Source organism: Vibrio hannami (assembly GCF_029589055.1).
GTDB lineage: Bacteria > Pseudomonadota > Gammaproteobacteria > Enterobacterales > Vibrionaceae > Vibrio > Vibrio hannami.
In genome coordinates, this window is the sequence record NZ_JARQZP010000007.1 from 458,459 (window position 1) to 484,732 (window position 26,274).

20 protein-coding genes and 2 pseudogenes are annotated in these 26,274 nt (G+C 44.1%); 7 read left to right on the forward strand and 15 right to left on the reverse strand.

The features are described 5' to 3' along the window. Positions 1-35 precede the first annotated feature (35 nt). A pseudogene (nhaB, locus tag P7F88_RS16525) lies at positions 36-1,629 on the reverse strand (Na(+)/H(+) antiporter NhaB). A gap of 471 nt (positions 1,630-2,100) precedes the next feature. Between nhaB and fadR the strand changes: the two are divergent. Then, the gene (fadR, locus tag P7F88_RS16530; protein ID WP_277826442.1) at positions 2,101-2,940 is read left to right on the forward strand and encodes a fatty acid metabolism transcriptional regulator FadR; all 840 of its coding nucleotides are present in this window, start codon (positions 2,101-2,103) and stop codon (positions 2,938-2,940) included. Between the two features lie 66 nt (positions 2,941-3,006). Here the strand turns inward: fadR and P7F88_RS16535 are convergent, their stop codons facing one another. Together P7F88_RS16535 and metG are read right to left on the reverse strand one after the other, a co-directional pair. After that, entirely contained in the window at positions 3,007-3,816 is an 810-nt protein-coding gene (locus P7F88_RS16535; protein ID WP_277826444.1) for a hypothetical protein, read from the reverse strand. A gap of 234 nt (positions 3,817-4,050) precedes the next feature. After that, positions 4,051-6,114 carry a methionine--tRNA ligase gene (gene metG, locus P7F88_RS16540; protein ID WP_277826446.1) on the reverse strand — a complete coding sequence of 688 codons (2,064 nt, stop codon included), beginning with the start codon at positions 6,112-6,114 and terminating at the stop codon, positions 4,051-4,053. Positions 6,115-6,320: 206 nt separating this feature from the next. On the opposite strand from metG, the gene apbC reads away from it, so the two are divergent. The 3 genes from apbC to P7F88_RS16555 all read left to right on the forward strand — a co-directional run bounded on the left by apbC (position 6,321) and on the right by P7F88_RS16555 (position 10,486). Further along, positions 6,321-7,388 carry an iron-sulfur cluster carrier protein ApbC gene (gene apbC / locus P7F88_RS16545; RefSeq protein WP_277826448.1) on the forward strand — a complete coding sequence of 356 codons (1,068 nt, stop codon included), beginning with the start codon at positions 6,321-6,323 and terminating at the stop codon, positions 7,386-7,388. Positions 7,389-7,533: 145 nt separating this feature from the next. Next, a complete protein-coding gene (gene udk / locus P7F88_RS16550) occupies positions 7,534-8,175 on the forward strand; it encodes a uridine kinase (protein ID WP_277826450.1) in 642 nt (213 codons plus the stop codon). Positions 8,176-8,296: 121 nt separating this feature from the next. After that, on the forward strand, positions 8,297-10,486 hold the full coding sequence (locus tag P7F88_RS16555; protein WP_277826453.1) for an AsmA family protein: 2,190 nt from the start codon (positions 8,297-8,299) through the stop codon (positions 10,484-10,486). A 91-nt stretch (positions 10,487-10,577) separates the two neighbouring features. Here the strand turns inward: P7F88_RS16555 and P7F88_RS16560 are convergent, their stop codons facing one another. Beyond that, positions 10,578-11,057: an aminoacyl-tRNA deacylase gene (locus tag P7F88_RS16560; protein ID WP_277826455.1), complete on the reverse strand. Its 480-nt coding sequence runs from the start codon at positions 11,055-11,057 to the stop codon at positions 10,578-10,580. Positions 11,058-11,183: 126 nt separating this feature from the next. After that, a complete protein-coding gene (cobO, locus tag P7F88_RS16565) occupies positions 11,184-11,789 on the reverse strand; it encodes a cob(I)yrinic acid a,c-diamide adenosyltransferase (RefSeq protein WP_277826457.1) in 606 nt (201 codons plus the stop codon). A 226-nt stretch (positions 11,790-12,015) separates the two neighbouring features. On the opposite strand from cobO, the gene P7F88_RS16570 reads away from it, so the two are divergent. Further along, entirely contained in the window at positions 12,016-12,519 is a 504-nt protein-coding gene (locus P7F88_RS16570) for a PAS domain-containing protein (protein WP_277826459.1), read from the forward strand. A gap of 56 nt (positions 12,520-12,575) precedes the next feature. On the opposite strand, the gene eno is transcribed toward P7F88_RS16570, so the two are convergent. The 10 genes and pseudogenes from eno to P7F88_RS16620 all read right to left on the reverse strand — a co-directional run bounded on the left by eno (position 12,576) and on the right by P7F88_RS16620 (position 24,418). Beyond that, complete coding sequence (gene eno / locus P7F88_RS16575) at positions 12,576-13,859, reverse strand: phosphopyruvate hydratase (protein ID WP_277826461.1); 1,284 nt, start codon at positions 13,857-13,859, stop codon at positions 12,576-12,578. Further along, a complete protein-coding gene (locus P7F88_RS16580; protein WP_277826463.1) occupies positions 13,849-14,820 on the reverse strand; it encodes a phosphotransferase family protein in 972 nt (323 codons plus the stop codon). The genes eno and P7F88_RS16580 overlap by 11 nt, the downstream gene beginning before the upstream one ends. A 9-nt stretch (positions 14,821-14,829) precedes the next feature. Beyond that, complete coding sequence (locus P7F88_RS16585) at positions 14,830-16,308, reverse strand: aldehyde dehydrogenase family protein (protein ID WP_277826465.1); 1,479 nt, start codon at positions 16,306-16,308, stop codon at positions 14,830-14,832. A 57-nt stretch (positions 16,309-16,365) separates the two neighbouring features. Then, positions 16,366-17,556, reverse strand: a complete 1,191-nt coding sequence (locus P7F88_RS16590; protein ID WP_277826467.1) for a hypothetical protein — start codon at positions 17,554-17,556, stop codon at positions 16,366-16,368. A 44-nt stretch (positions 17,557-17,600) separates the two neighbouring features. Beyond that, positions 17,601-18,371: pseudogene (locus P7F88_RS16595) on the reverse strand (class II fructose-bisphosphate aldolase); the annotation flags it as partial. A 36-nt stretch (positions 18,372-18,407) separates the two neighbouring features. After that, positions 18,408-19,352, reverse strand: a complete 945-nt coding sequence (locus tag P7F88_RS16600) for a carbohydrate kinase family protein (RefSeq protein ID WP_277826469.1) — start codon at positions 19,350-19,352, stop codon at positions 18,408-18,410. Between the two features lie 3 nt (positions 19,353-19,355). Then, complete coding sequence (locus P7F88_RS16605; protein WP_277826471.1) at positions 19,356-20,867, reverse strand: L-fucose/L-arabinose isomerase family protein; 1,512 nt, start codon at positions 20,865-20,867, stop codon at positions 19,356-19,358. Between the two features lie 101 nt (positions 20,868-20,968). Continuing rightward, positions 20,969-21,949: an ABC transporter permease gene (locus P7F88_RS16610; protein ID WP_277826473.1), complete on the reverse strand. Its 981-nt coding sequence runs from the start codon at positions 21,947-21,949 to the stop codon at positions 20,969-20,971. 15 nt (positions 21,950-21,964) lie between these two features. Next, the gene (locus P7F88_RS16615) at positions 21,965-23,440 is read right to left on the reverse strand and encodes a sugar ABC transporter ATP-binding protein (protein WP_277826475.1); all 1,476 of its coding nucleotides are present in this window, start codon (positions 23,438-23,440) and stop codon (positions 21,965-21,967) included. A gap of 66 nt (positions 23,441-23,506) precedes the next feature. Continuing rightward, the gene (locus P7F88_RS16620; protein ID WP_277826477.1) at positions 23,507-24,418 is read right to left on the reverse strand and encodes a sugar ABC transporter substrate-binding protein; all 912 of its coding nucleotides are present in this window, start codon (positions 24,416-24,418) and stop codon (positions 23,507-23,509) included. Between the two features lie 460 nt (positions 24,419-24,878). Between P7F88_RS16620 and P7F88_RS16625 the strand changes: the two genes are divergently transcribed. Together P7F88_RS16625 and P7F88_RS16630 are read left to right on the forward strand one after the other, a co-directional pair. Next, positions 24,879-25,730, forward strand: coding sequence for an AraC family transcriptional regulator (locus P7F88_RS16625; protein ID WP_277826478.1), 852 nt, complete (start codon positions 24,879-24,881; stop codon positions 25,728-25,730). A 72-nt stretch (positions 25,731-25,802) separates the two neighbouring features. Continuing rightward, on the forward strand, positions 25,803-26,273 hold the full coding sequence (locus P7F88_RS16630) for a low molecular weight protein-tyrosine-phosphatase (protein WP_277826480.1): 471 nt from the start codon (positions 25,803-25,805) through the stop codon (positions 26,271-26,273). Position 26,274: the final 1 nt, after the last annotated feature.

Below are 26,274 nucleotides of genomic sequence, written 5' to 3' on the forward strand. Positions count from 1 at the left end.
ATCAACACTATTTATCTGAAAAATAGATATCAGCTTTAGTGTTGTCCTGCGCTTACTGCTCCAGCCGCGGCATCAGCTACGTGGTGGCTGATCATACCGATGTCATACATCCACATAGTCATAGGATCCAGAAGGTAAGAAATACCGAATAGACCAACTACCGCAAGGACGATGGTGTACGGAAGTGCCATATAAACCATTGTGCCGTATGAAAGGCGGATAAGTGGAGCAAGTGCCGAGGTCAACAAGAACAGGAATGCAGCCTGACCGTTTGGCGTCGCAACGGATGGCAGGTTAGTACCTGTATTAATAGCTACAGCAAGTAAGTCGAATTGGTCGCGAGTGATAACTCCATCAAGTAGTGCAGCTTTAACTTCATGGATGTATACCGTACCAACGAATACGTTATCGGATACCATGGATAATAAGCCATTCGCAACATAGAACATGCTTAGCTGTTGGCCACCTTCCATGGCCAGTACTGCATTGATAATCGGTGCAAACAGATGCTGGTCGATGATTACTGCTACAACACCAAAGAAAACGGCAAGAAGTGCTGTAAATGGTAAGGCTTCTTCAAACGCTTTACCCAGAGCGTGCTCTTCGATTACACCAGTAAATGCAGTTGCCAGAATAATAACTGAAAGACCAATCAAACCAACGGCTGCAAGGTGGAAAGCAAGACCAACGATAAGCCAGATAGCAATAGCTCCCTGTACGTAAAGCTTAGCAACGTCTTGATTCGTGCGCTGTTTCTTCTGCTCGTTATCGTAATCTACAAGAATGTTTCGAACATGCTCAGGCAGCTCTGCGCCATAACCAAATACCTTGAACTTTTCTACAAGCGCACAAGTGATAAGGCCACAGATAAATACTGGTAAGGTAACAGGCAGCATACGAATAATAAACTCACCGAATAGCCACCCTGCCTGATCTGCAATAATCAGGTTTTGAGGCTCACCTACCATCAGTGGTTACCCCACCAAGTGCTGTACCTACACCAGCGTGCATTAACAGAGAACGTAGGAATGCACGGTAGTTTTCAAGGTCTTCACGAGTAAGTTCCGACAGGTGTGAATCGGTTGTGTGGTCATGGGAAGAGTTATGACCTTTCCCTGATGCCACTTTGTGATAGATGGAATAGAAACCTACAGCAACGCTGATAACAACCGCGATTACAGTTAACGCATCCAGGAACGCTGATAAAAATGCAGCAGTAAAGCAGAATGCGACAGACAGAATAATTTTAGAACGGATGCCAAGCAGTATCTTAGTGAAGATAAACAGAAGCAACTGCTTCATAAAGTAGATGCCAGCAACCATGAATACTAACAGTAGTAATACTTCTAGGTTGTTTTCCAATTCGTGCATCACCATATGTGGCGATGTCATTCCCATGGCGACCGCTTGTATTGTTAGTAAACCACCAGGCTGAAGAGGGTAGCACTTAAGTGCCATAGCTAGGGTGAAAATGAATTCGATAACAAGCATCCAGCCAGCTACGAAGGGGTTTACAAAAAAGAATACGATTGGGTTAATAATCAAAAAGGCGATAATGGCAACTTTGTACCAGTCTGGCGCTTTGCCAAGAAAGTTCTTAACAAAAGCGTTTCCGAGTGTCATCGGCATTGTTATTACTCTTAGTATTAATGAAACTTACAGTCCGTTGCTCTATAAATCCTAAATAACTGATTTTGTTGCTTTTAAGAAACATAGATCCTATTGGTTATAGATTTTGTATAAAGCTCACACAAAAACCGAGCTAGGATAGCACGTATTGAAATAATTGCTTACAAAAATGCCCTTCAATCTTTGTTTTTACCTGTTACATCACGCTATCGGTTTGTTGTGTATCAGGCGTTTTATAGGTTTATTGGAAGAGATAGGATGGTGGAACGTTAGTTTACATTTTTATTTCATCGATAACTGACCTTGAATTGCTTTTACATCGCTGTCAGCTCAGAGATGTTGTACCGATTGTAAACGTTTTTATCAGAGTTGAACGGCGATGGATGGTGTTTGGTTGGTTTTCGTTCATGGGAACTAGTGGTATGATGAGTTAATTAGACCTCTTAAAAACATAACTGGATATCTCACTACATGGTGATCAAGGCAAAGAGCCCAGCAGGTTTCGCTGAAAAATATATTATTGAAAGTATTTGGAACGGTCGTTTCGCACCTGGCTCAATCCTCCCTGCAGAAAGGGAACTATCAGAACTTATTGGTGTTACCCGAACAACTCTACGTGAAGTGCTACAACGTCTTGCAAGGGATGGTTGGCTAACTATCCAGCATGGTAAGCCAACCAAGGTAAATAAGTTTATGGAGACCTCCAGTCTTCATATTCTCGATACCTTGATGACGTTGGATACTGATAACGCAACCGGTATTGTTGAAGATCTGCTTGCAGCTCGTACTAATATCAGCCCAATTTTCATGCGTTACGCATTTAAAGCCAATAAAGAAACTTCTGAGCGTACGATCAAGAATGTGATCGAATCGTGTGAAAGCCTGATGAATGCAGATAGCTGGGATAGCTTTATTGAGCAATCGCCATATTCTGAGAAGCTACAACAGAGCATCAAACAAGACAACGAAAAGAGTGGTGAAGAACGCGAAACGGATTTGTTGGCGAAAACCTTCAATTTCTATGATTATATGTTGTTCCAACGATTAGCTTTCCATTCCGGTAACCAAATTTACGGTCTCATCTTTAATGGAATTAAAAAGCTATACGATCGAGTGGGTAACTACTACTTCTCAAATCTTCAAGCTCGAGAGCTGGCATTAGACTTTTATAAAGAGCTACTGGCAGTTTGTGAATCCGGAGAGCGTGAAAAGTTACCTCTGGTTATTCGACAGTATGGTCTGGCGAGTGCAGAAATTTGGAACGAAATGAAGAAAACGCTGCCTACCGATTTTACGGAAGATGATAGTTAATCGTTGAACGAACTGACGTCAATTGCAACAATTAGAGCCCGGTAACGGGCTCTAATTGTTTTTTATTCAGGCTGTTTTTACCAGTTTGGGGAGTGGTTGATAAAACATTTCGGCGACACTCTCTAATACCTGGTCATATGCGTAGAAGATAACCAGTGACACGTCGGAAGATATCTTGTACAACTCAGCTTGTGTACGGGACGTTTCAGACTCACTCGATAGTGCTGTAAGTTGTGTTCTGGCGTGAACAGATATTGGAGCGCTATATACCATAGGGTTAAGCAGAGATAGCTTATTGAGCTTTCGGTTTAACCTGGTAGCCTGCATTCTTAACTGGTGACTATCACTTTCAGTATCGATGTTTTGAATGGCTATTCGAAATTGTGTTAGTGACTCTAGGGTATCGATAACCAACTGCCAGGTATCGTTATAGGTATCGTTTAAATCCGAATGCTCTTTTTCTAACAACCACACCAGCATAATCTCATCGATTAAAAAAAGGCAGTGTCTGATCGTTTTGCCATGTGCCATCTGGTTTTTACTTACGCTCATTTCGTGCCATTCAGCAGAAAGATTTTCGAAACGTTTTTGCAAAATACGATAGGTCGGTTTATCGTCAAAACTGGCGTCCTCGACGATTTTTCTTATTAGCTGATGGGTATTTTTTTCAATCGACTTTATTTGATCATTTTCGGCAGTATTACCCAGGAGTGCCATATGCGTTTGGGTTCTGTGCTGTCGACAGTGGTTCACAAGCTGTCTTAAGCTAGCGACCAGTTCGTACTTACGTTTGTAATCAAGCTGTCTTGTCTGAGAATAGTGGTACATCAACCCAAGGATCAACGCAGAAACGATAGTTGAAAGCAGTATAAACATCCTAGCCTCCTTGTGCTTATGACATTGAACTATCTAAGTTTTAAGCAGGAAGGATGCCAGAAAAAATAACTTTTATTTCAATTGGATAAGCTCTAAAGGCATTGAAAATACGCTAGGGACTGTGCAGAACGCACTAAGTTGGGGCAGTTTAACGACTAGGGTGTGAGTAAAAAGAGTTTGTAAAAAAATCCCCGCTACAATGAGCGGGGATTGAATAGTTTAATCAGTTAAGAATTACATGATTCTCATACCTGGCTGTGCACCTTCGTGTGGCTCAAGAATCCATAGATCTTTACCACCCGGGCCAGCAGCCAGAACCATTCCTTCAGACATGCCAAACTTCATCTTACGAGGTTTAAGGTTTGCCACCATTACAGTGTGTTTACCGATTAGGTCCTCTGGTTTGTAAGCTGACTTAATACCAGCAAATACCTGACGAGTCTCTTCACCGATATCTAGCTGAAACTTAAGGAGTTTGTTTGCTTTTGGTACTTCTTCACAAGAAATGATTTTTGCTACACGAAGATCAACTTTTGCGAAGTCATCAAACTCGATTTCGTCAGCAATTGGCTCTTTAGAAAGCTCTGTCTCTTCAGCTTTTGCTGCAGATTCCGCCGCCGCTTTTTCTGCTGCCGCGTCTTCTTTAGATGCTTCAACCATAGCTTCAACCTTCTTAGGATCGATGCGGTTAAACAGCGCTTTAAACTTAGTAATTTCGTGACCAGTTAGCGGTGCAGCCATACCTTCCCATGTTAGCTCTTGGTTCAGGAAAGCTTCAGTTCGTGCAGCCAGCTCAGGCATAACAGGTTTCAAGTAAGTCATAAGAACGCGGAACAGGTTAATACCTACAGAACAGATATCCTGAAGTTCTTTTTCTTTACCTTCTTCTTTAGCGACAACCCAAGGTGCTTTTTCGTCAACATACTGGTTTGCTTTGTCGGCTAGAGCCGTGATTTCACGGATGGCACGACCAAACTCGCGAGCTTCGTATAGCTCAGCAATGCGATCAGCCGCAGCAACAAACTCGTTGTAAAGCTCTGGTTCAGCAAATTCTTCAGAAAGTTTGCCTTCGAAACGCTTAGTAATAAAGCCAGCGTTACGAGATGCCAGGTTTACGATCTTGTTTACAACGTCAGCGTTTACACGCTGAGTGAAGTCTTCAAGGTTCAGGTCTAGGTCATCGATACGGCTGTTAAGCTTCGCAGCGTAGTAGTAACGCAGACACTCAGGATCCAGGTGATCAAGGTAAGTCGCTGCTTTAATAAATGTCCCTTTAGATTTAGACATTTTCGCACCGTTAACCGTGACATAGCCGTGAACGAACACATTGTTTGGTTTACGGAAGCCACTACCATCAAGCATTGCAGGCCAGAACAGGCTGTGGAAGTATACGATGTCTTTACCAATGAAGTGGTACAGCTCAGCATCGCTGTCTTTCGCCCAGTACTCATCAAAGTTCAGGTCATCACGCTTGTCACAAAGGTTCTTAAATGAAGCCATGTAACCAACAGGCGCATCCAGCCAAACGTAGAAGAACTTATTCTTTTCGCCCGGGATCTCAAAACCAAAATAAGGTGCATCACGAGAGATGTCCCACTGTTGCAGACCAGATTCGAACCACTCCTGCATTTTGTTTGCAGTCTCTGACTGAAGTGAGCCAGAACGAGTCCACTCTTTCAGCATGCTTTCAAACTGAGGAAGATCGAAGAAAAAGTGCTCCGAGTCTTTCATTACCGGTGTAGCGCCAGATACTGCTGATTTAGGGTTGATCAGCTCAGTTGGGCTGTATGTTTCACCGCAGTTATCACAGTTGTCGCCATACTGGTCTTCTGACTTACATTTCGGACATGTACCTTTTACGAAACGGTCTGGCAGGAACATCTCTTTTTCAGGGTCAAACAGCTGAGAGATGGTGCGGCTGGAAATAAAGCCGTTCTTTTTCAGCTCAAGATAGATATGAGATGCCAGTTCACGGTTCTCTTCAGAGTGTGTGCTGTGATAGTTATCAAAGCTGATATCAAAGCCAGCAAAGTCCTTCTGGTGCTCTTCGCTAACAGCTGCAATCATCTCTTCAGGCGTAATACCCATTTGCTGCGCCTTAAGCATGATAGGCGTGCCGTGTGCATCGTCAGCACAGATGAAGTTTACAGTGTTGCCGCGTAGGCGCTGATAACGAACCCAGATATCCGCCTGGATATGCTCAAGCATATGACCAAGGTGAATAGAACCGTTAGCGTACGGAAGGGCGCAAGTTACCAGTAGTTTCCTTGGAGTAAGGTTTCTCGGATCAGTTGCCATACTTAATATTCGCTGTTTATAGGTATTAAAAAATCAAGGCGATAATACTACCTCAACAGGCTTGATACTCCAAGATTGCAATTAATGATTCCCTGATCTTTTTGGGGTTTAGTGAGACTTTATGTAGTGGTAGCATGAGCAAACTAGCCCTTACCCTATTTCAAAGATAAATATAATCACACTCAGGGCTACTGAAGGAGCAATCAATGTCATTACTTGAGTCCCAAGAATCTGTTTGTCGCTGGTTAGCCGGTTTTTCACATCCACTCCTTATTGAGGGATGGAGTGCACAACCGGGCATCGTGAAGTGCCTAAAGAACAGTATCGTTAATATAGAATTTCCTTTTTATTCCCTCTCTCTTGCTGAAGAGTTCACTGGCTGGCTTGAAAAACAAGCAATAGATAACGAACCAGGAGAGCTGAATATCAGCTATAAGGTAAAAGCGCTGGAGACTCAAATTCAGTCTCAGCTGCCCAAAGTGAAAAACATTATCGCGGTTACTTCCGGTAAAGGTGGTGTTGGTAAGTCCACAACGGCCGTTAACCTGGCACTGGCACTGAAAGCTCATGGCGCAGAAGTTGGTCTGCTAGATGCTGATATTTATGGCCCATCTGTTCCGATCATGCTGGGAATGGAAGATAAAACGCCAGATGTTCGAGACGGTCAGTTTATGATTCCGATTGAGTCATACGGCATTCATACTAACTCCATCGGTTACCTGGTTGATAAAAGTGAAGCCGCTATCTGGCGTGGCCCTATGGCCTCAAAAGCCTTGGGTCAATTACTTAATGAAACCGACTGGCCAGAGTTGGATTACCTGGTAATAGATATGCCACCTGGCACTGGCGACGTTCAACTTACGTTGTCACAACAGATCCCGGTTACCGGTGCGGTGATAGTAACTACTCCCCAGGATCTTGCGTTGGCCGATGTCCGTAAGGGGCTTGCGATGTTTGAGAAAGTAGAGACACCGGTGCTCGGCATTGTAGAAAACATGAGCTATCACATCTGCAGCCATTGTGGTGAGAAAGAACATATTTTTGGCGTGAATGGTGCTCAGAAGATGGCATCAGAGTTTGGTACTTCTATTCTTGCACAGGTACCATTGCATATCACGATGCGAGAAGATATTGACAGCGGTAAACCAACCGTTGTTGCACGCCCTGAAAGTGAACACACGGCTATCTACTTATCACTTGCCGAACAAATTGTCAGTAAGATGTACTGGTCTGGGAAGGCGAGACCGGACGCTATTCCGTTTACTTCGCTTTAACCTCTGTAGCCAGAGGTGGATACAACCTCTGGCTTTTTTATCAGTTAGTCGAATTTTCTGTTCTCTCTAAGCTCTAATATCTGGCAACTGCCTGTCGAAACCCATATAATCATGCGGTTTATTTAATTATCACCAAGTACGAATCATGTCTGAAAATACTAAATGTGTCATTGTAGGTATCGCAGGTGCATCAGCATCGGGTAAAAGCTTAATCGCGAGCACTATTTACAACGAGCTTCGTGAAAAGGTCGGAGATCACCAGATTGGCGTTATTACGGAAGACCGTTACTACAAAGATCAAAGCCACCTGAGTATGGAAGAAAGGGTGAAAACAAACTATGACCACCCAAATGCACTTGATCACGACCTTCTTTGTGAGCATTTGCAAAGCCTGTTAGATGGTAATGCTGTAGAGATTCCAGAGTACAGTTATACCGAGCACACTCGTACGGAAACAACGTCAACTTTCACGCCAAAGAAAGTGATTATTCTTGAAGGTATTCTTCTGCTAACGGATCCTCGTCTACGCGACTTAATGCATGCATCAATCTTCATGGATACTCCTCTTGATATCTGTCTTTTACGCCGTGTTAAGCGTGATGTGGAAGAGCGTGGCAGAACAATGGAATCGGTACTTAAACAGTATCAGAAGACTGTTCGTCCGATGTTTATGCAATTTATCGAACCATCGAAGCAGTATGCAGACATTATCGTTCCTCGTGGTGGTAAAAACCGCATAGCGATTGATGTACTTAAGGCACATATCGCCAAGTTACTGAAATCATAACGATAGAGCTGTATATCTGACAGCAATACAAAAAAACGAAAATATGTATTTGAAAAGATGGCACTTTATGTGCCATCTTTTGTCTTAGGTAAATATAAATTCTTCCTCAGGGACGAAACGAATGAAAAAACTGTTTTTAATCATAGGTATTCCCTTAGCTGTCATTATTTTTGCAGTGGCAGCGCTTCTACTCTTTGTCGATCCAAATCAGTTCAAACCTCTTATTGTAGAGCAGACAAAAAAACAGACAGGGCTGGAGCTAAATATCGAAGGCGATATTAGCTGGCAGTTCTTCCCAAGTCTTGGGTTGTCTATGGGTAAAACCGAACTTAAAAATCCAGAGGGATTTAAGTCGGATAACCTTCTGAAAATCGACCAGATCGCCGTTGATGTTTCGGTTATGCCACTACTGGATAATGAACTGTATATCGGTAATGTGACCCTTGATGGTGCCGAGATATACCTGGAAACTCTGGCTGATGGTAAAAGCAATCTTGATACTCTAACTGGCGCAAATCAAAAAGCCTCAGATAATGTGCAAGATGCTCCGGCGAACACTCCATCTACGGAAAGTACAGAGCAACAAAGTACAGGCTCAGAGCCAACTCAAAGTTGGACAATCAACCTTGCGGGTGTTTCGGTGACCAATGCATTGCTGGAGATTCGCGATGATAAAGCGGGTTCTTACACCAAGCTTTATGATGTAGGGCTTAGCGTTTCAGAGTTTGCTTTTGATCAGTGGACTACTGCAACCTTCGAGGCGAAAGGTCAGAACAATCAGCAGAGATTCGCTGCTAAAGGTCAGGCTGAGTTTAAATTGGCTCAGGATCTTACTACTTATGAACTGCGTAATATTGAAGCGGACACCAGCTTTAGAGATCCAACAACAGATATCTCAAGTGCAAAAGTAACACTAGACACCTTCGCATTTGATCAGGTTAATCCAATGGCTGTATCTGTGAAAGGCACTGCAGCTGATATGGATATCGATCTGTATCTTGACGCTACTTTGCTAGTGGACGAAGCGATTAGCCATATTCGTTTAGAGAACATCGCCCTTAAATCCAAGTTTGAAGGCGAGGCTCTTCCTCAATCGCCGATGAATATCAATGGTAAGCTGGCGTTTGGATATCAGGCAACTAAACAACTGGTTAGTCTGGATATCGAATCCCTTGCACTTAATGATATTCAACTAGACGGTAATTCTACGGTTCAACTTGCTGATATTCCGGCTATTCGTTTTGCAATCCACAGTCCAAATATCGATCTTGATGAGTTCCTTGGTGCAAATGCAGATAAGGCGACAACAACAGAGAACAAACCAACTGACCAGACCAATGACACTAGCTCGAAACCTACACCGGAAACTGGCACAACTAAGCCCCAACCAGAAGCTGAGCCAGACCTCTCTGTTCTGAAGACGTTGGATATTGCTGGTAAGGTTAGCATTGAAAACTTCAAAGTAAATAACGCCAAAATGCAGAATGTTAATGCTAGTTTCAGTGTTGATCGTGGTGTCGTAACTCTTTCTTCGTTTACGTCTAATCTGTATGAGGGTGCAATCAAAGCAAGTGCGATCCTTGATGGCAGAAAAGTACCTGCGACATATAGCGTTAAGAAGCAGATTACAGGCGTAAAAGTTCAACCTATGCTAACAGATGTCGCAGATAACGATATGTTGGAAGGCACAGGTAATATTGACGTGTCTTTGAAAGGTAAGAGTTTGACGCCGACCGGTATCAAGCAGAACCTTGCAGGCACAGTGAAAATTAACTTTGCAGATGGTGCGGTAAATGGCATCAACGTAGCCCAAATCATTCGTACAAACTACGCAAAGATTAAGGGCAATACGCTTTCTGAGGAAGAGAAGCAAGAACAGAAAACGGATTTCTCTACGATGACTGCGACATTAAGACTGGCGGCAGGCGTCGCGAAGACCGACGATCTTTCAATGCAGTCACCTTTGCTTAGAGTTCATGGAAAAGGTGAAGCAAATTACATCCAGGAGACGATGGACTTCTTGATTGATGCTTCAATAGTGGGTTCGCTAAAAGGGCAGGGCGGTAAGGACATCAATGAGTTAAGAGATGTAACCATCCCAGTTCGAATCTACAATAAGTGGACCGAACCTAAGTATAAAGTAGAGTTTGATCAGCTACTTAAGGCTCTGGAAAGTGAGAAGAAAAAAGAGCTGGAAGAGAAAGCCAAGAAAGAAGCCGAGCGCGGCTTGAAGAAGCTGCTCGGTGATAAGGCTGACGAAGGCGAGACCAAACAACTGGCCGATAAGCTGCTAAAAGGGCTATTTAATTAATTTCTACGTTATTTACTTAGCTTAGTGAACTGATACAAAAAGAGTACCGATATCGCATCGGTACTCTTTTTCTTTATTTGCAAGCTGGGAACTAATGGAAAACCTGACTACTGAAATGTAACCATTTTCCTTCACTCATCGCTTTGTGAAATCCTGCTCTATCCAGCTTGATCAAGGTTTCATGATCGCCACCTTCTAGGTATACCTCCTCCAAATCGATCAAAGACTCTTCGCAAATCATCGAGATATGATAGGGAGTACCGATAGGAGGAACAGCGCCGTGTTCACAATCCTCAAATAGGTGGTAAACCTGCTGTTCTTTTAGCAAGTGAAAATCTGCATGTAGTTTTACATTCAGTTCTGAGATGCTTATTTTAGAATCGGCTGGAAGCACAGCGAGAAGATGCCGCCCTTCGTGGTCTTCGAGCACAATTCCTTTGGCAATGTTCATCTTTGGTACATGTGCTTTCACTGCACTATGCAAAGAGCTTTGGCTATGTTCGTGGATAACTGTCTGAAAGGGAATTTGATTGTCGTTCAGGTAGTTCTCAACTCGTGTTGCAATGGTCATAACAACCTCCGTGTTTTACACACTGATGTTTTCAACTAACGTTGAGGCAATAACGTGCTCTCAACGTTATCTGAGTACATAAAGTATAGAAGAGGAACGGAGGATATACTCGCTAAACGGTGTAAGTTACCAGTCCACACCTTTACGTGCTTTAAGTCCGGATTCAAAAGCATGCTTAACATTTTTTACTTCTGAAACGGTATCGGCTAGCTCAACGATAGAACGGTGAGCGCCACGTCCAGTAATGATTACAGACTGTTCTGCCGGTCGGTTTTGCAAAGCTTCAAGAACTTCATCTAACTCGATGTAGCCGTAGCTCACCATATAGGTTAGTTCATCGAACAAAACAACGTCGATGGACTCGTCTGTGAGCATTCGCTGACACTCTTTCCAGACTACCTGAGCGGCAGCGGTATCGGCTTCTCGGTCCTGCGTCTCCCAGGTAAAGCCTGTTGCCATCACCTGAAATTCAACTCCCAGTTTCTCGAGTAGGTTTTTCTCACCGTTGTCCCAGGTGCCTTTGATAAATTGGGCTACAGCGCACTTTTGGCCATGTCCTACCGCTCGGGCAATAGTTCCGAAACCAGCAGTAGATTTACCTTTACCGTTACCGGTAATAACTAACAGTAAACCTCGTTCGTCTTGAGCATTCTCGATTTTTTGGTCAACTTTCTCTTTTACCTTTTGCTGGCGAGCTTTATGTCTTTCGTCATTATTCTTTTCAGACGTCATTATCTCATCCCTGTTGTCATCATGTTTCCCTCATAATAGAAGAATAATTAAAAAGTAAAAACCATTTAATTATTATGGGGTTGAATTTCAGTGCAGACTAAGTCGACTCAAAAGAAACAGAGGCTCTATCTCAGATGATTTGCTAAAGTGCGTATCATTGTTGCATATGTCATGGTAATGTGTGCGCAAGATTGCAGAATGGTGGCCTATAAAGGCATTTGTAAATATGACTTCCCCGAAAAGAGAAACATTTATAAACACCAGAACCCATTGCATGGATTTGGCTAATCAATCCAAAGCGGTTCAATCATTGGACATCAATGGTCAGATCATTGATGTTAGTCCTGCCTGGCTTGAATTGACCGGGTATGATAAAGATGAAGCGATAGGGAGACACTTTATGGAGTTCCTTTATCCAGACTCTCTGTCATGTGTGAAAAAGAATTTCCCCAACCTGAAAGATTTTGGCTATGTTGACAATGTTCAGTTAAAAGTCAGAACTAAAGCGAATCGAGCGTTATCTGTCACTCTTAACGGCACATCAAAATATGATGAGCAGGGTGAATTTGAAAGGACATTCTGTGAGCTATCCTTAAATGCGGTATTAGAGGATGGGTTCAAAAAAGATATGGATGAGTTTCTTGAGGATATGGAAGACTATCTTACGAAACTTGGAGATCTGCTTAACCAAAAGATTGAAGGTGTGCAAAAACTCTTACGTCGGGCTTAATGTTTTTGCGTAGAAAAGGGGTAGACCTGGTTCAATTACCAGGTCTATATAGGGAGTTACTTACTTAAACGCTGATAAATTTCGCCGCCAATAAACTCAGCATCACTACCGAGTTTATGCTGGATTCTTATTACCTCGTTCCACTTAACTAACCTTTCGCTTCGGGTAAACGATCCCACTTTCAGCTGCCCGGCATTGGTTGCCACCGCAAGGTGACTGATAAAGGCATCTTCGGTTTCACCAGAACGCGCTGAAACAACTGGCAACCAGCCAGCTTCCTGAGTTAAACGAATCGCTTCAATAGTTTCTGACACAGTACCAATCTGATTAAGCTTAATCAGTACACTGTTAGCCAGTTTTTGGTCAATGCCCTGACGAATGCGCTTGATATTGGTGGTAAAGAGATCATCACCAATAACCTGCACCTTGTCTCCAACCTCGAGCATAAACTTCTGCCATACTTCAAAATCGGTATCCGCAAATGGGTCTTCAATGGAAAGTACGGGGTAATCTCGGCACCACTTAAGCATCAGCTCAAGAAACTCTTCCGAGCTATAGCTTTTACCGTCTAAAGGAAGGTGGTAACGCCCATCTTTGTAAAGGTCGCTGGCTGCGATATCCAATGAGATAGAAACCTCTGCACCAGGCTTATATCCAGCGGCTTCAATCGCTTCAACAACAAACTCGAAGATTGATGTGTGATTATCAAATGTGGGCCAGAATCCTCCTTCATCTGCAGCGCCGGCAAGTAATCCACGCTCTTTCAGAATTTTCTCACCTGCATGGTAAACGTTATATGTTGCCTCTAGCGTCTCTTCGTAGGTTTTTGCACCGTTGATGATAAGTAAAAAATCCTGAATATCGGTACGCCATTGGGCATGTGCGCCACCGCCGACAAGTTGAATCTCTGGTAAAGGCAGCAAGTTACCACTGTTATCGCATAAGCTACGGTATAGAGGAAGGCCGAGTAACTTAGCTCTGGCATCTGCTACGGCTAAAGACACCCCAAGTATTGCGTTGGCACCTAGGCGAGATTTGTTCTCTGTACCGTCCAGCTCACACATCTGTTTGTCTATCTCTTCTTGGGAGCTGACTGAGCGACCAATTAGCAAATCCGCCAGTTCGGTTTTTATATTACTTATCGCTTTATATACAGATTTTCCCAGGAACTTGTCAGGGTCGCCATCTCTCAGTTCCAGTGCCTCAAACTGGCCGGTAGATGCTCCGGATGGAACCATGCCTACACCTTCAATACCATTCTCAAGACAAACCAGAACCTCTATGGTCGGTTTACCTCTTGAGTCGAATATTTGATAGGCATCGATTGCTTTAATTTTCATTGCCTCTTACTCCTTCTAGCAAACTTGAATAGGTTGTAAATTCTTTTTGCAACAACGTCTTGACCTGTTCACGAATCTGCTCTTTTTCTTCGCTACTCAGGTATTCCACTGGTGACTTACCATCGATTCTTGCCAACATTAGCATTAGTGTCATTTCACACACGTGAGACTGCTCTATCTGCTGGTAAAGATCTTCACCAAGCGAGTTGCGATAGCCGAGCATAAAGCTGTTTGCCAGCCCCAAATATTCCGGGTTGTTGAAGTGAATAGATTTAATAAACAGGTGATGCAACATAAAGCCGATATCAAAGACAGGATCGCCGTACCAGGCGACTTCACAGTCGACAATCTTTATTTCTTTTCCTGAAACCAGAATGTTTTTAGGGCTAAAGTCACCATGAACTAGACATTGCTTATTGGTCATTAATTTGGAAGAGAGGCGATCTATTCTCTCTTTGAGTTCGGGATGAATATCCCGCATAAATTCAAAGTAGGGTGATACCCTTAACTCATGGAAGTTTTGATCCGAGTCGAACCATTTTTTTGCCTCTGAATCGCCCCAGCTCATTTTATGAATAGAGCCAAGAGCCAGACCTATTTCTTGGGCTACTGCTGGATTTATCTCTTGCTTTATCAGTGCCTTTTTCCAGTCTTTGAAGCGTTCAGGGAAGAACTCCATGATAAAGAGGTTTTGGTCCTCAAAGCTTTGAAGGATGTCCGGCACCCATACAGGGAACTGTTCTCCAACATATCTCAGATAACGTTGTTCGTAGATATTACGACTGGTATTAGCGTACCAGTCTTCTTTTACATTTAGCTTAGCCAGGGCACGCTTGGCGACATATTTTTTTTCGCCGTCTTCTACCAGAAATATCTCACAACTGACCCCGCCCGTAAGCGGGGTTGCTGTTGCTCGATCTTCTTTTACGACGCCTTGCTGCTTTAAAAGATCGATAATCATAAAGGCGCCTTATCTAACAGAAGCTATTGACTGATGGCGTAGGTAACCTTCAAACGTTGCACGGCTGTTTACACCACCGCCACAACCACTCTTGTTGCAAGCACCATAATGCAGGCCATACTCGAAGACGTTGTGAGCGTTAATCCAGCTATTACCGCCGACAAGCTCACGAGCAATCGCTTTAGCCTTAGGAATATCCTTAGTCCAGACACTGTTAGCGAGGCCGTACAGATTGCGGTTAGCTCGTTCTACCACTTCATCTTCGTCGCTGAATTTCAGCAAGAATGCTACCGGGCCGAAAATTTCTTCCTGAGCCCAACGATTACTGTCATCACCAGCCAGAAGGGTTGGCTCGAAGTAATAGCCCTCTTTCAGGTCACCTTCCAGAGCGCGCTTACCACCACATACGACTTCTGCCCCATCTGCCTGCGCTTCCGCAATACATTCCAGTACTTTTGACATCTGCTTATGGGTACACATAGGCCCCATCTGGGAAGCTTCATCCAGTCCACGACCTAACTGAATCGATTCAAAGTGCGCTTTTGCCTTAGCAACAAACTCATCATAAACGGATTCATGTACATACCAGCGGGAAGCGGTGCAACACACCTGACCCGCGTTAAACAGAACAGCTCCGGATAGACCTTCAACCGCAGCATCAACATCTGCATCGCTGCATACGATAGCCGCACCTTTACCACCGAGTTCAAGCTTGGCAGGAACCAGATTACGACCACACACTTCACCAATATGACGGCCTACCGCAGTGGAACCTGTAAACGACATCAGTTTCAGGCGGGTATCGTTGATCAGGGCTTCACCCGCAGTGCTGCCTGTCCCCGGAAGGATATTAACCACACCTGATGGGAATCCGGCTTCTTCCATCAGCTTAGCCAGATATAGCGTAGAGAGTGGCGTTTCAGAAGCAGGCTTAACCACAATGGTGTTACCTGCTGCCAGTGCAGGAGCAATACCCCATGCACAGAGACAGAATGGGAAGTTCCACGGGAAAACAAAAGCCGCAACACCGTAAGGGATTTTTACTGTCTGACTGTCGGTAACTTCCAGCCCTAGATCAATTTCATATTCAGTATCTTCAGCAACATTGGCGAAGTAGTCGAAACACTCTGCGGCAAACGGAATATCAAAGCCGGTCGCTTCGCCTATAGGCTTACCGACATCCATAGATTCCAGCTCAGCCAGAACATGAAGATCTCTGCGGATAAGCTTAGCCAATTTGCGAATCAACCCTGCTCTTACTGTAGGTTCGGTTTTTCCCCAACCTTTGAATGCCGCTTCTGCGCTACCAACGGCTTCTTCCATATCTGATGCCTGGGCAAGAGATACAGTGGCAAATGCCTGAGATGTCGCCGGGTCAACGACATTGATAACGTCATCGGATGTTTTCCATTTACCGTCTACATAAAACTTCTGTGGAGACGCTTCGAGAAAGGCATGAGTTTTGTCTTGTAGGGTATAGTTTTCCATTTTATACGCTCCTGATGAGGGTCTTATTATTTAGCTAATTTGTTTAGCTTGGAGTATTTAGCTAAGATTCGTTGCGTCCAAAAACGCTTTAAATTCAAGGTCTAGCTGGTGTATCTGCTGTTTAACCTCTTGTCGGATCTGCTGTTCGGTATATTCATTAGCAGAGTCGATAATTTGGATTTCAAATAATGAATTTATGCATGGGAACATCACCTTTTGACCTGGTTGCAGCTCGATCACGGAAGGTTTACCCATAAGTGTTCGGTTTTTTCTACTGTGGTCTAAGCCAAGGCACGAAGCACCGATTGAAGTCTCCATCCCTAATGCATAGTTACGATCAACGCCTCCTTGATAATCTGCCCACGGGGCAAAATTTCTGCCGCCACTGTGCATCCAATAATTCATAAATCCGGCATTTGCTTGCTTTGGCAGGGCATCCAATGGAATCAGGGTTAGATAAGCCAAATTCAGATGCGGGTTTACACATGCGCTCCATAAGTAGTCGTATTCGTTGCTAACGCCTGTAATAAACTCAGAATGACCGTTGTATCCTGGCATTGTTGAACGGTCTTGAACTTCTCCATTTCTTCCTGGCGCTTGCTCCAACGAACAGAACTCAGAACCAGGTTCGATTGAGCAGGTATCATCAAACTCAGTTCCCAGTGGGGGAGTGATAAATTGATTGCAGTTAGTGACAATCTGGCAGCCTCTTTCAAGGAAAGGAGCACCTAATGTGGTATGCCAGGCAAGGTTGATGTCTACGGGGTGGGATTGGGTATTTTCAGCTTCCAAAATCATGATATGAGCGGAACCTGACTGACTTAACATATCCCATTTTTTGTATCTTAAAGATTCATAACTTCCGTCAAGTGACCACTGAACCAGGTTGTGGTCAGAGTCCAGATAATCCAGTGACCAGAAACCACTAGCCAGATCGCCGTGAGGTAACAGTTCTTCATTGCCAGGACCGAAAGTAGGACCACAAGGGAAGCAACCAGCAGCCTGGCGCATAAGCTCGATTCCCCAGTATTGACCCTCTTCTTCACTATCACTATTTAATAGACCAGAAAAAGGAGTGCGAAAGTGAGGGTTCCAGTGAGTGTTTACCCAGTGAGATTCACCGCCAAAGCTCGCTTTAGCTGAAAACTCCGGAGTCATTCCTCCAAACTCCTGAACAAATAGACGAGAGTCTGCGTTTTTTAGCCAAACGCCTGATTGTCCCATGTAACTGCTTTTTTCCGCGGACATGAAAAATCTCCTTTTGCCAATAGCTGGCAATCAACATCTGTTATCTACGCCTGAACGGTATTCAGGTACTTCTCAACTTCTTTCTCTATTTCTGGTAGAACACGTTGCATTGTAATCGGTGGGTAAGCGTTCATGCCGTCAGCCTGAATCTCTCTACCCAGTGTTTGCATGTAGGAGGTATGAATTGCGGTTCCAACGTTTATCTTGGTGATACCCATAGTGGTACTTCTTTGAATATCTTCAGCACTGATACCAGTGCCACCATGTAGAACCAATGGAGAATCGGTTGCGTCATAAATCTCTGACAGGCGATCAAAGCTGATTTCTGGCTCACCTTCATAGAAACCGTGCGCGGTACCAACACCAACAGCGACCAGATCTGCTCCAGATTGATTTGCAAGCTCAACAACATCGTTAACAGCTGCCAGATAGTCCTCATTTTCATCGAAACCACGACCACGAATTTTCCCGATTTCGACTTCAACCAATACGCCTTTCGCATGAGCATAGTCTGCGACTTTTTTACTGCCTTCGATATTGGCTTCCAGGCTCAGTGCTGAACCGTCGTACATTACGGAGTCAAAACCAGCATCTACAGCCTGCATACAAACTTCGATATCATCGCAGTGGTCCAGATGAAGATAGATTGGCGTTGAATAGCGGGCTCTCAACCCTTGAACCATGGCATAAACCATGTCGACACCCAATGCGTCGATAACGGCGGTATAAGCCATAAGCATGACGGGCTTATTTTGTTTTTCAGCCACGGCGCAAATCGCTTGTCCGTCCCAGATGTCATTAAAGTTGAAGCCAACAAGGCATTGACCACTTTGTAGTACTCAGTTAAAAGCTCAGATAGCTCTTTCATATTCCTTTTCCTCAATACAGATCTGTTGATAATTATTTAATGCTCCGGTTGAACCGTACTGCTGGACAACCGCTGCTCCGGCGTTGTTACCAGTTTGAACTGCTGTTTTTATGTCTAATCCTCGCGATATAGCGGCTAAGAACCCGCTGACAAACCCATCACCAGCACCAGTGGTATCGACCACATTGGACACTTTGTTTCCAGGTACCATGAAGCCTCGTTTGCCGTCGTGCACATACGCCCCTTCGGCTCCAGCTTTGATAACGACATTGTTAACGCCCTGCGAGAGAAGGAAATTTGCACAGTCCTCAATTCGGTCTTTGCCGGTTATTTCTCTGGCTTCATTCAGTGTTGGTAAAAAGTAGGTTAGGTAGGGAAGAATAGGGCGGATAGTTTTCAGCCACTGACCTGTTGAGTCCCAGCCAACATCAAGGCTTGTTACTAACCCCTGTTCATATGCGATCTTAAATAGCTGTGGTAAACCTTGTTTTTCCAACGAAGGGAGAAGGTAGAACCCGCTGGAATGGAGCATGTCGTGTGCAAGAACATTATCAATATGAATGTCATCAATACTCAGTGTATCGACTGTTCCACCACGGTAGAGAAATACTCGTTCACCATTGTTATCCACAAGAGCGATAGCCGTGCCTGTGCTCTCTTCCGTAGTGAGGTGGATAGAGCGAGTATCGATGCCATAGCCATGATAATGCTCAATCAGCCATTGTCCGAAAAGATCTTTACCCAGCTTGGTGTGCAGGCTCACAGGTGTTTCGAGGGCAGCAAGGTTTAATGCAACATTTGCCGCATCGCCCCCCGCTTTTATATTAACGTTGTCAACCAGAGTGACGTCGGTCGTGAAGTTGAACCCCTCTACGGGGCCAACGATTAGATCCGCTACCGCCATCCCTATGCATGCGATACTTTTCATGGGCTATCTCCGGCCTACGCCCATCTGAGAACCAGCATTGCACACTTCGATATCTTCAATGCCTAACCAGTAGTTGAATAGTTCAACGTCGCGAAGGAAATGGCCTCGACCAACAATCCAATGGTGGTCCAAACCTTTATCCAGAATGGTGCCAACGATCTGCTCGGCAGTGTACTCTCCAGCCGGGATTATTTCGCCGTACGTACCGCGGAATTTCATATCAGACTCAACAAGCTCACCTTCAAAGGCAAGAACCTTATCAATGTATGGAGCTTGATATTTAGCGACAGTGACTGGACCAGGCTGTACTAAGAATTCAAACAGCATCCCCCAGGCAGTTTCCGTATCGTAGTTTTCCAATATCCCGTGTTTACGACTTTCAAAACCAGCGCCTTCTTTTCTTAACCTGGTGGCGGCAGAACCGTTGTGCCATACTCCCAAGCGAGAACCATCAGCAGACATGTAAGATACGTCCGAAAGCATTGGAATACTTGCCGAATCTCTCAGTTCGTTAAAAATAACCATAGTGATTAATGCACCAGTGTCAGCCTCGTCTGAAACAACAATTCCCTGATCGTTCATTAGTGCCATCGCGCCATCACCAGCAACGTTGAAATGATCGAATAATTCTGGCCAGTTTTTGAAGCTAACACCGATATAGTCGCCGTCTCGTGCCACTTTCATCAGAGCCAGCGAAAGACGGATGGTATCTTCAACTTGTGGAAGAGGGACGTTATTGAAAGTACAGTCAGGATCATCAAGAATCAGACCTTTAATTTTTTCTATATCTTCCTGTGCGAACTCGCCCATTTTTGAAGTGATATCAATGAGGTTGACTCTGTCGAAACCCAGTTCAAACTTCTCAAGCACTGATAGTTCGTGTACTTCACAATCGTAGAAACCCGGTACACGGCTTGCTCCGGCGATTAGTGCTTTTCGACCTTTGATGTTGCTAATTGCACGACTTACGCGAGCGAATCGTTGTAATTCAGAAGCAAACTTCTCATCCCCTTGCGGAGAAAACAGCCACTGATATCGAACACCAAGGCCACTCAGAATCCCAAGTACAAAGTTTTGTGAACAAAGGCGGTTCGCGGACAGGTTCTGCCCAGCGCCCATAGGCTCTGGCATACCGTAGCTGAAGATTGGCGTTTTGTGTTTCGCTAACCATGTACCAAGTTGAGAGGCTATCTCTCCAGTGGTATACGCTACATGGCAAAGTACAATTCCGTCTACACCGCCATGTGCTGCGTCATCGAGAAATGCTTTTAATTTTTGATGATCCTGGAACGGTTCATCGGCACAAATGAGTTCGTATTGATCTTCGGGAAGTAGTTCTTTTACCTGCTGAGCGACTTCGCGGTTTACTTTTTGTGCTAGTTCCCAGTCAAAATGAATTTCAATGGCAACTGAGAAGTATGCAATTCTGGTTTTCTTGCCAGGCTTTGCTGGTGGAATCAACGTTGAAATATAGTCTGCTGCAACGCCGTAGTTGGTGATTTCCTGCGCTATCATAATATGCTCCACAATGAATTAGGCATGCGAGCACCCCTCCCGAATCTCTGGGGAGACGGGCGCTAGCTTGATTGGTTTACTAATATTTTTTTGTTAGCGTGTTAGCTCGATTTCTTACTGGTTAGCTGATCCAGACCAACAGCGGTTAGAAGCACTGCTCCTTTAACGACCCACTGAACGTATTCGTCTATATTCAGAAGTATCATGCCGTTGGAAAGAACACCCATGATCATTACACCTGCGATAACACCTGTGAGACGACCCGAACCACCCATGATAGAAACACCACCAAGAACAACCGCTGTGATAATGTCCATCTCGTATCCAGTACCACCACGAGGTTGGCCACTGTTCACACGAGCCATCAGAACGATGCCTGCAAAGGTCGATAGGAAAAAGCCCAGAAGGTAGACTTTAGTTTTCAGGTTTTCCACGTTTACACCAGAAAGACGAGATGCCTCTTCATTACCGCCTGTACCGTAAAGATGGCGACCAAATGCGGTCTTGTTGAGCAGAATATATCCGAAGATGAAGACAGCTATCATTAGGATTACTGGGAAAGGAATACCGAAAACCCAACCCTGACCAATGAATTTAATCGAATCAGGAAGTCCGTAAATTGGTAAGCCATCATTCAAGATGTAAGCAACACCACGAAGTCCTGTCATTAGACCCAGCGTCGCAATTAGTGGTGGGATATGGATTTTGTTAATCAGCATTCCCGTAAAGTAACCAAAACACAGACCAAGGGTCAGAGTCAGACCAACAGCCAATGCTGGTGGGAACCCGGCTTTAAGCATCAGGGCACATGCCATTCCGGCAACACCAATCATAGAGCCAACTGAAAGGTCGATCCCTCCGGTCAGGATTATCATGGTCATCCCTACCGCACAGATACCAATAATAGATACCTGACGCAGGATGTTCAGAATGTTGACCTGCGTTAAGAAGCTTTCGGAAAGCATGCTGAACGCAAAAATCAGTACCAGCAAAGCTATAAAAATCCAATATTGAGACAGCAAATTAATCAGCTGTTTTTTGTCCGGGCTGTTCATCATTCCCGGTCTTTGAGTATTTTCCATGGTCATATCCCTTAATTAAAATCCGGAAGCGTACTTAAGAACAGTTTCCTGACTGTATTCTTCAGGCTGCAGCTCTTTGACAATGTGCCCTTCATGAACGACGAGCACCCGATCAGACATACCGAGAAGTTCTGGCATCTCAGAGCTAATCATGATGATGGAAGCGCCTCGCTCAGTGATTTGGCGCATCAGGTCATAGATTTCGGCTTTTGCACCTACGTCGATACCACGGGTTGGTTCATCGAAAATCAGTACAGAGCAGTCATTTAGAAGCCACTTAGCGAGCACAACTTTCTGCTGATTACCACCCGAAAGGTTGCCGACTAATTGGTCAATGGATGGCGTTTTAACATTAAGTTTTTTGACAAATTCCTGAGTTGATTTTCTTTCGAGCGCAGGTTGGATAATGCCTTTCACAGCAAAGCGGCTCAGGCAGGAGTAACTGACGTTATCACTAATCGACATTCTCAACAGAGCACCCTGGGTTTTTCTGTCTTCTGGCAGCAAACCAATACCCGCTGCAATAGCATCGTGTGGTGTATTAATTTTTAGTGTCTGTTCATTCAGAACTACTTCACCAGATGAGATAGGGTCTGCACCGAAAATTAAACGTGCGATTTCAGTTCGTCCTGCCCCAACTAATCCGGCTAAGCCCAGGATTTCGCCCTTGCGCAGTTCAAAGCTGGCGCCGTGTACTTTCTCAGATTTTAACTCTTTAACCTTTAAGCAAGGGTTGCCAAGGTCATGGCTACGTTGTGGGTATTCGTTGGTAATGGTACGACCAACCATAGAGCGAATTAGCTCGTCTTCAGTTACGTCGCTAATGTTGCGAGTTTCAATATAGTGTCCGTCTCGAAGAATGGTCACGCGGTCACAAAGATCGAATACTTCGTTTAAACGGTGAGAAACGTAGATGATGGTAACGCCTTGCGCCTGTAATCGGCGAACGGCTTCGTACATAAACTTCACTTCCTGATTTGTCAGAGGTGCAGTAGGCTCATCCATAATAAGAAGGCGGCATTGTTTAGAAACAGCTTTAGCAAGTTCGACAAGTTGCTGGAAGCCGATACTTAGTGTTTTGACCTGCACATCAGGTTCAATATCGGTACCTAAACTGTCTAAAAGTTCACGGGCTTTTTGGTTCATGGTGGTTTTATCCAGGAACATGCCCTTGTACATTTCGTTTCCGTAAAAAATATTTTCAGCGACAGTAAGCTCAGAGAACAGACTTAGCTCCTGATAAATTGCCGAGATACCCAAATCGATAACCGCTCTCGGATTACCACTAGGCAGGGTGTTACCTTCAAAGATTACTTCGCCTTTTGTTGGCTTTATCGCACCTGTGATGGTTTTTATCAGAGTAGATTTTCCAGCACCATTTTCACCCATAATGGCATGGACTTCTCCAGGTTCCAGGTCAAAGCTAACTCCTGCTAGCGCCCGAACACCGGGGTACTCTTTGACAACAGACTTTAAACTCAAGATGGACATAGACCTATCCTTACGTATCCAGATTGAAAATCAGGAGGAGAGGGGAGGTTCTCCTCCTGCTTGGGCTTACTCTGAAGCTAACAGAGGGAACATCTCAATCTTGACCATCTCTTCGATAGGTCCTTCTTTGGCGACTTTTAGTGCAACGTCAACAATCATCTCACCCGTTACATATGGAGCGATGTCGACAGTACCTTTGTACATAGTGTTACCAGCAATCTTCTCTTGAGCCGCTTCGGTCGCATCCAGGCCGAACAGAGCGAACTCGCTTTCGTTAACGCCCATGCCTTTCAGTGCTTCAAACACACCTAAGATGCCCGCGTCATTCATACCAACAAATACACGCACAGATGGTTTGGATTGCATAACAGTTTCAGCAGCGCGTGCCCCCATTTCTGGAGTGTAACCTGCTTGCTCTGCAGCGATTTTTGCGTTCGGTGCAAAATCTAATACACCTTGTTTAATACCGCTTGTGCGTTCAACCAGTGCAGATACTTCTGGTTGGCCCAGGATAGCGACATCAGCTTTCCCGCCCATGTGTTTAGTGATGTATTCACCAGCAAGTTTGCCTACTGCATATCCGTATTCAAACTCAATCAGACCAATCTTCGCGTCTGCACCTTCCATTGCCTGATGCGCGTTGATAATAGGGATGTTGTTGTCGTGTGCTAGTTGAACACTGGATTCTACCGCCATTGCATCGATAGGGCTTACGACAATAGCGTCCATTCCCTGAGCAACAAAGTTTTCGATAGCTGCTATCTGGCTTGCTGGGTCAGATTTCGCATCGTGGATCGTGACTTTAACGTCCATGCTTTTTGCTTTGTCTTTAACTCCGTTAGTTACAGCAATAAAGTATGGGTTGGCTAGGTCCATTGTGGTGTAGCCGATTTTCATTTGGTCAGCGATTGTGCTGGCAGAAAATGTGCCGGCAGTCAGTAACATCGTGGTCGTGAAGAGTTTCTTGATACAGTTCATTTCAAACCTCAATTCCTTGATTGTTTTTTTGTTGCATCAGCAGCTCAATAACTTTTCCATATTGAATCTGATCCGCTTATGGACTGGTGTAGGGCCAGTTGCTATTGATAATAGAGTGTTACTTTCAAGTTAACTGTGCGCATTTTATCGCTGATAGGTCTAATATTATCCAAAAATGGAGAATTAGGACTTGATCACATTTTTACCGATTTTTTAGTGGAAATATAATATTCACCATATTTATTGTTTATATATCAAGCGATTTGAAACATTGGTGTGTTATGTGAATGTTGCAAAAAGGTTGATTTATGGGGTTTGTGTGAAAAATGAGAACAAGGCCCGTGATCAAATTCTAAGTTTATTCTGAGTGACCTGTACATTGAAAAAAAGATAACCGAGACTGGTTCGGACTTACCCGAAACTGGAATAATTTACGCTACTATTTTCGTAACGACAGCCTATGAAAGCCATACGTGAAAACATTCTTTATGCTTCTGGATCTTTTACTGCTTACCTGTTTGAAGGGGATAGTTTTAATCACCCGTATCATTTCCACGTGGAAAATGAAATAGTCTTAATATCAAAAAGTAGTGGTAAGTTAATCCTTGGTGACCACCTAAGTGAGTACAAAGAGGGCGATATTTTTGTGCTAGGCGAAAACATGCCTCACTCGTTTGTGTGTGACCCTAACTCGGAAGGGACTCGATCTCTGGTTATTCAGTTCAACAACAACTGTTTTGGTGAGCAATTTTTCCAGCTACCTGAGTTTAAAACAATTAGCCAAATGCTTGAGAAGTCTAAGTACGGGGTGAAAATTGTCGATGAAGAAGGCAGGCTCAAAAAGCTAATAGAAGAAACATGCAACTCCAATGGCGTAAAGTCTGTTATTAATCTTTTAAATCTTCTCTATGAAATCAGCCAGTTAGAGCGTATTGAGTTGATCAGCCCAAATAATAGTTACACCGATGTTAACCTTGAAACTCACAAGCTAAATGCGGCTATCGATTGGTTAGACGCCAACTTTGCGCAGCCAGTTCACCTTGGTGAAATTGCAAATATCACCAACTTAAGCGAGAACGGTTTCTGCAGAGCATTTAAAAAAGCGACAGGTAAAACGTTTCTGGAATACCTTAGCGATAAACGTGTTCACGAAGCGGCGCGTTTACTCATTGAGAGTGAACGTTCTGTGACTCAAATTGCCTACGAAGTGGGTTTTTCGAATATTAGTAGCTTTAATCGTTACTTTAAAAAGGTGAAAAAAGTATCGCCAACCGAGTTTCGCAAAGACATGAGCAGCTATGTTGATGAATAACCCGTAACCTTGCCCAACAATCCTTGTCTACCTATTATTAAAGCTAAGTATTCAATGCTTGGTAATAACCTTATGACCGATCAGATCAAAGCTAAGATTCTAATAGTCTGCATGGGAAACATTTGTCGCTCACCTACAGGTGAGGCAGTACTAAGGGCAACCTCTGAAAGATTAAAAATCCCTGTGGAAGTTGATTCTGCCGGTACTATTGATTTTCATGTTGGTGATGCCCCCGATCCGCGTGCTCGAATGGCGGCAGAGAAACGAGGTTACTCTTTTGAAGGTATGAGAGCCCGGCAAGTCAAAGAAGCGGATTTCGAGTACTTTGATCTTATTCTAGCTGCTGATCGAGACAATCTAGATAAGCTTAGAGCAATGTGTCCGACAGACCATGTGCACAAAGTAAAACTGTTTCTTGGTCGGTACCATCCTGATTACGAAGAGATCCCTGATCCTTATTACGGTGGAGACGAAGGTTTTGAATTGGTTCTGGACTTAATCGAAGAAGCGAGTGAACACCTACTTCGGAAATTACGGCATTAAT

Coding starts and splice junctions, on each gene's coding strand:
- fadR (WP_277826442.1), top strand. CDS start 2,101: ATGGTGATCAAGGCAAAGAGCCCAGCAGGTTTCGCTGAAAAATATATT.
- P7F88_RS16605 (WP_277826471.1), bottom strand. CDS start 20,867: ATGATAGCGCAGGAAATCACCAACTACGGCGTTGCAGCAGACTATATT.
- P7F88_RS16590 (WP_277826467.1), bottom strand. CDS start 17,556: ATGTCCGCGGAAAAAAGCAGTTACATGGGACAATCAGGCGTTTGGCTA.
- P7F88_RS16570 (WP_277826459.1), top strand. CDS start 12,016: ATGACTTCCCCGAAAAGAGAAACATTTATAAACACCAGAACCCATTGC.
- P7F88_RS16560 (WP_277826455.1), bottom strand. CDS start 11,057: ATGACCATTGCAACACGAGTTGAGAACTACCTGAACGACAATCAAATT.
- P7F88_RS16585 (WP_277826465.1), bottom strand. CDS start 16,308: ATGGAAAACTATACCCTACAAGACAAAACTCATGCCTTTCTCGAAGCG.
- cobO (WP_277826457.1), bottom strand. CDS start 11,789: ATGACGTCTGAAAAGAATAATGACGAAAGACATAAAGCTCGCCAGCAA.
- apbC (WP_277826448.1), top strand. CDS start 6,321: ATGTCATTACTTGAGTCCCAAGAATCTGTTTGTCGCTGGTTAGCCGGT.
- P7F88_RS16600 (WP_277826469.1), bottom strand. CDS start 19,352: ATGAAAAGTATCGCATGCATAGGGATGGCGGTAGCGGATCTAATCGTT.
- metG (WP_277826446.1), bottom strand. CDS start 6,114: ATGGCAACTGATCCGAGAAACCTTACTCCAAGGAAACTACTGGTAACT.
- P7F88_RS16615 (WP_277826475.1), bottom strand. CDS start 23,440: ATGTCCATCTTGAGTTTAAAGTCTGTTGTCAAAGAGTACCCCGGTGTT.
- P7F88_RS16610 (WP_277826473.1), bottom strand. CDS start 21,949: ATGGAAAATACTCAAAGACCGGGAATGATGAACAGCCCGGACAAAAAA.
- P7F88_RS16555 (WP_277826453.1), top strand. CDS start 8,297: ATGAAAAAACTGTTTTTAATCATAGGTATTCCCTTAGCTGTCATTATT.
- P7F88_RS16625 (WP_277826478.1), top strand. CDS start 24,879: ATGAAAGCCATACGTGAAAACATTCTTTATGCTTCTGGATCTTTTACT.
- P7F88_RS16630 (WP_277826480.1), top strand. CDS start 25,803: ATGACCGATCAGATCAAAGCTAAGATTCTAATAGTCTGCATGGGAAAC.
- udk (WP_277826450.1), top strand. CDS start 7,534: ATGTCTGAAAATACTAAATGTGTCATTGTAGGTATCGCAGGTGCATCA.
- P7F88_RS16535 (WP_277826444.1), bottom strand. CDS start 3,816: ATGTTTATACTGCTTTCAACTATCGTTTCTGCGTTGATCCTTGGGTTG.
- P7F88_RS16620 (WP_277826477.1), bottom strand. CDS start 24,418: ATGAACTGTATCAAGAAACTCTTCACGACCACGATGTTACTGACTGCC.
- eno (WP_277826461.1), bottom strand. CDS start 13,859: ATGAAAATTAAAGCAATCGATGCCTATCAAATATTCGACTCAAGAGGT.
- P7F88_RS16580 (WP_277826463.1), bottom strand. CDS start 14,820: ATGATTATCGATCTTTTAAAGCAGCAAGGCGTCGTAAAAGAAGATCGA.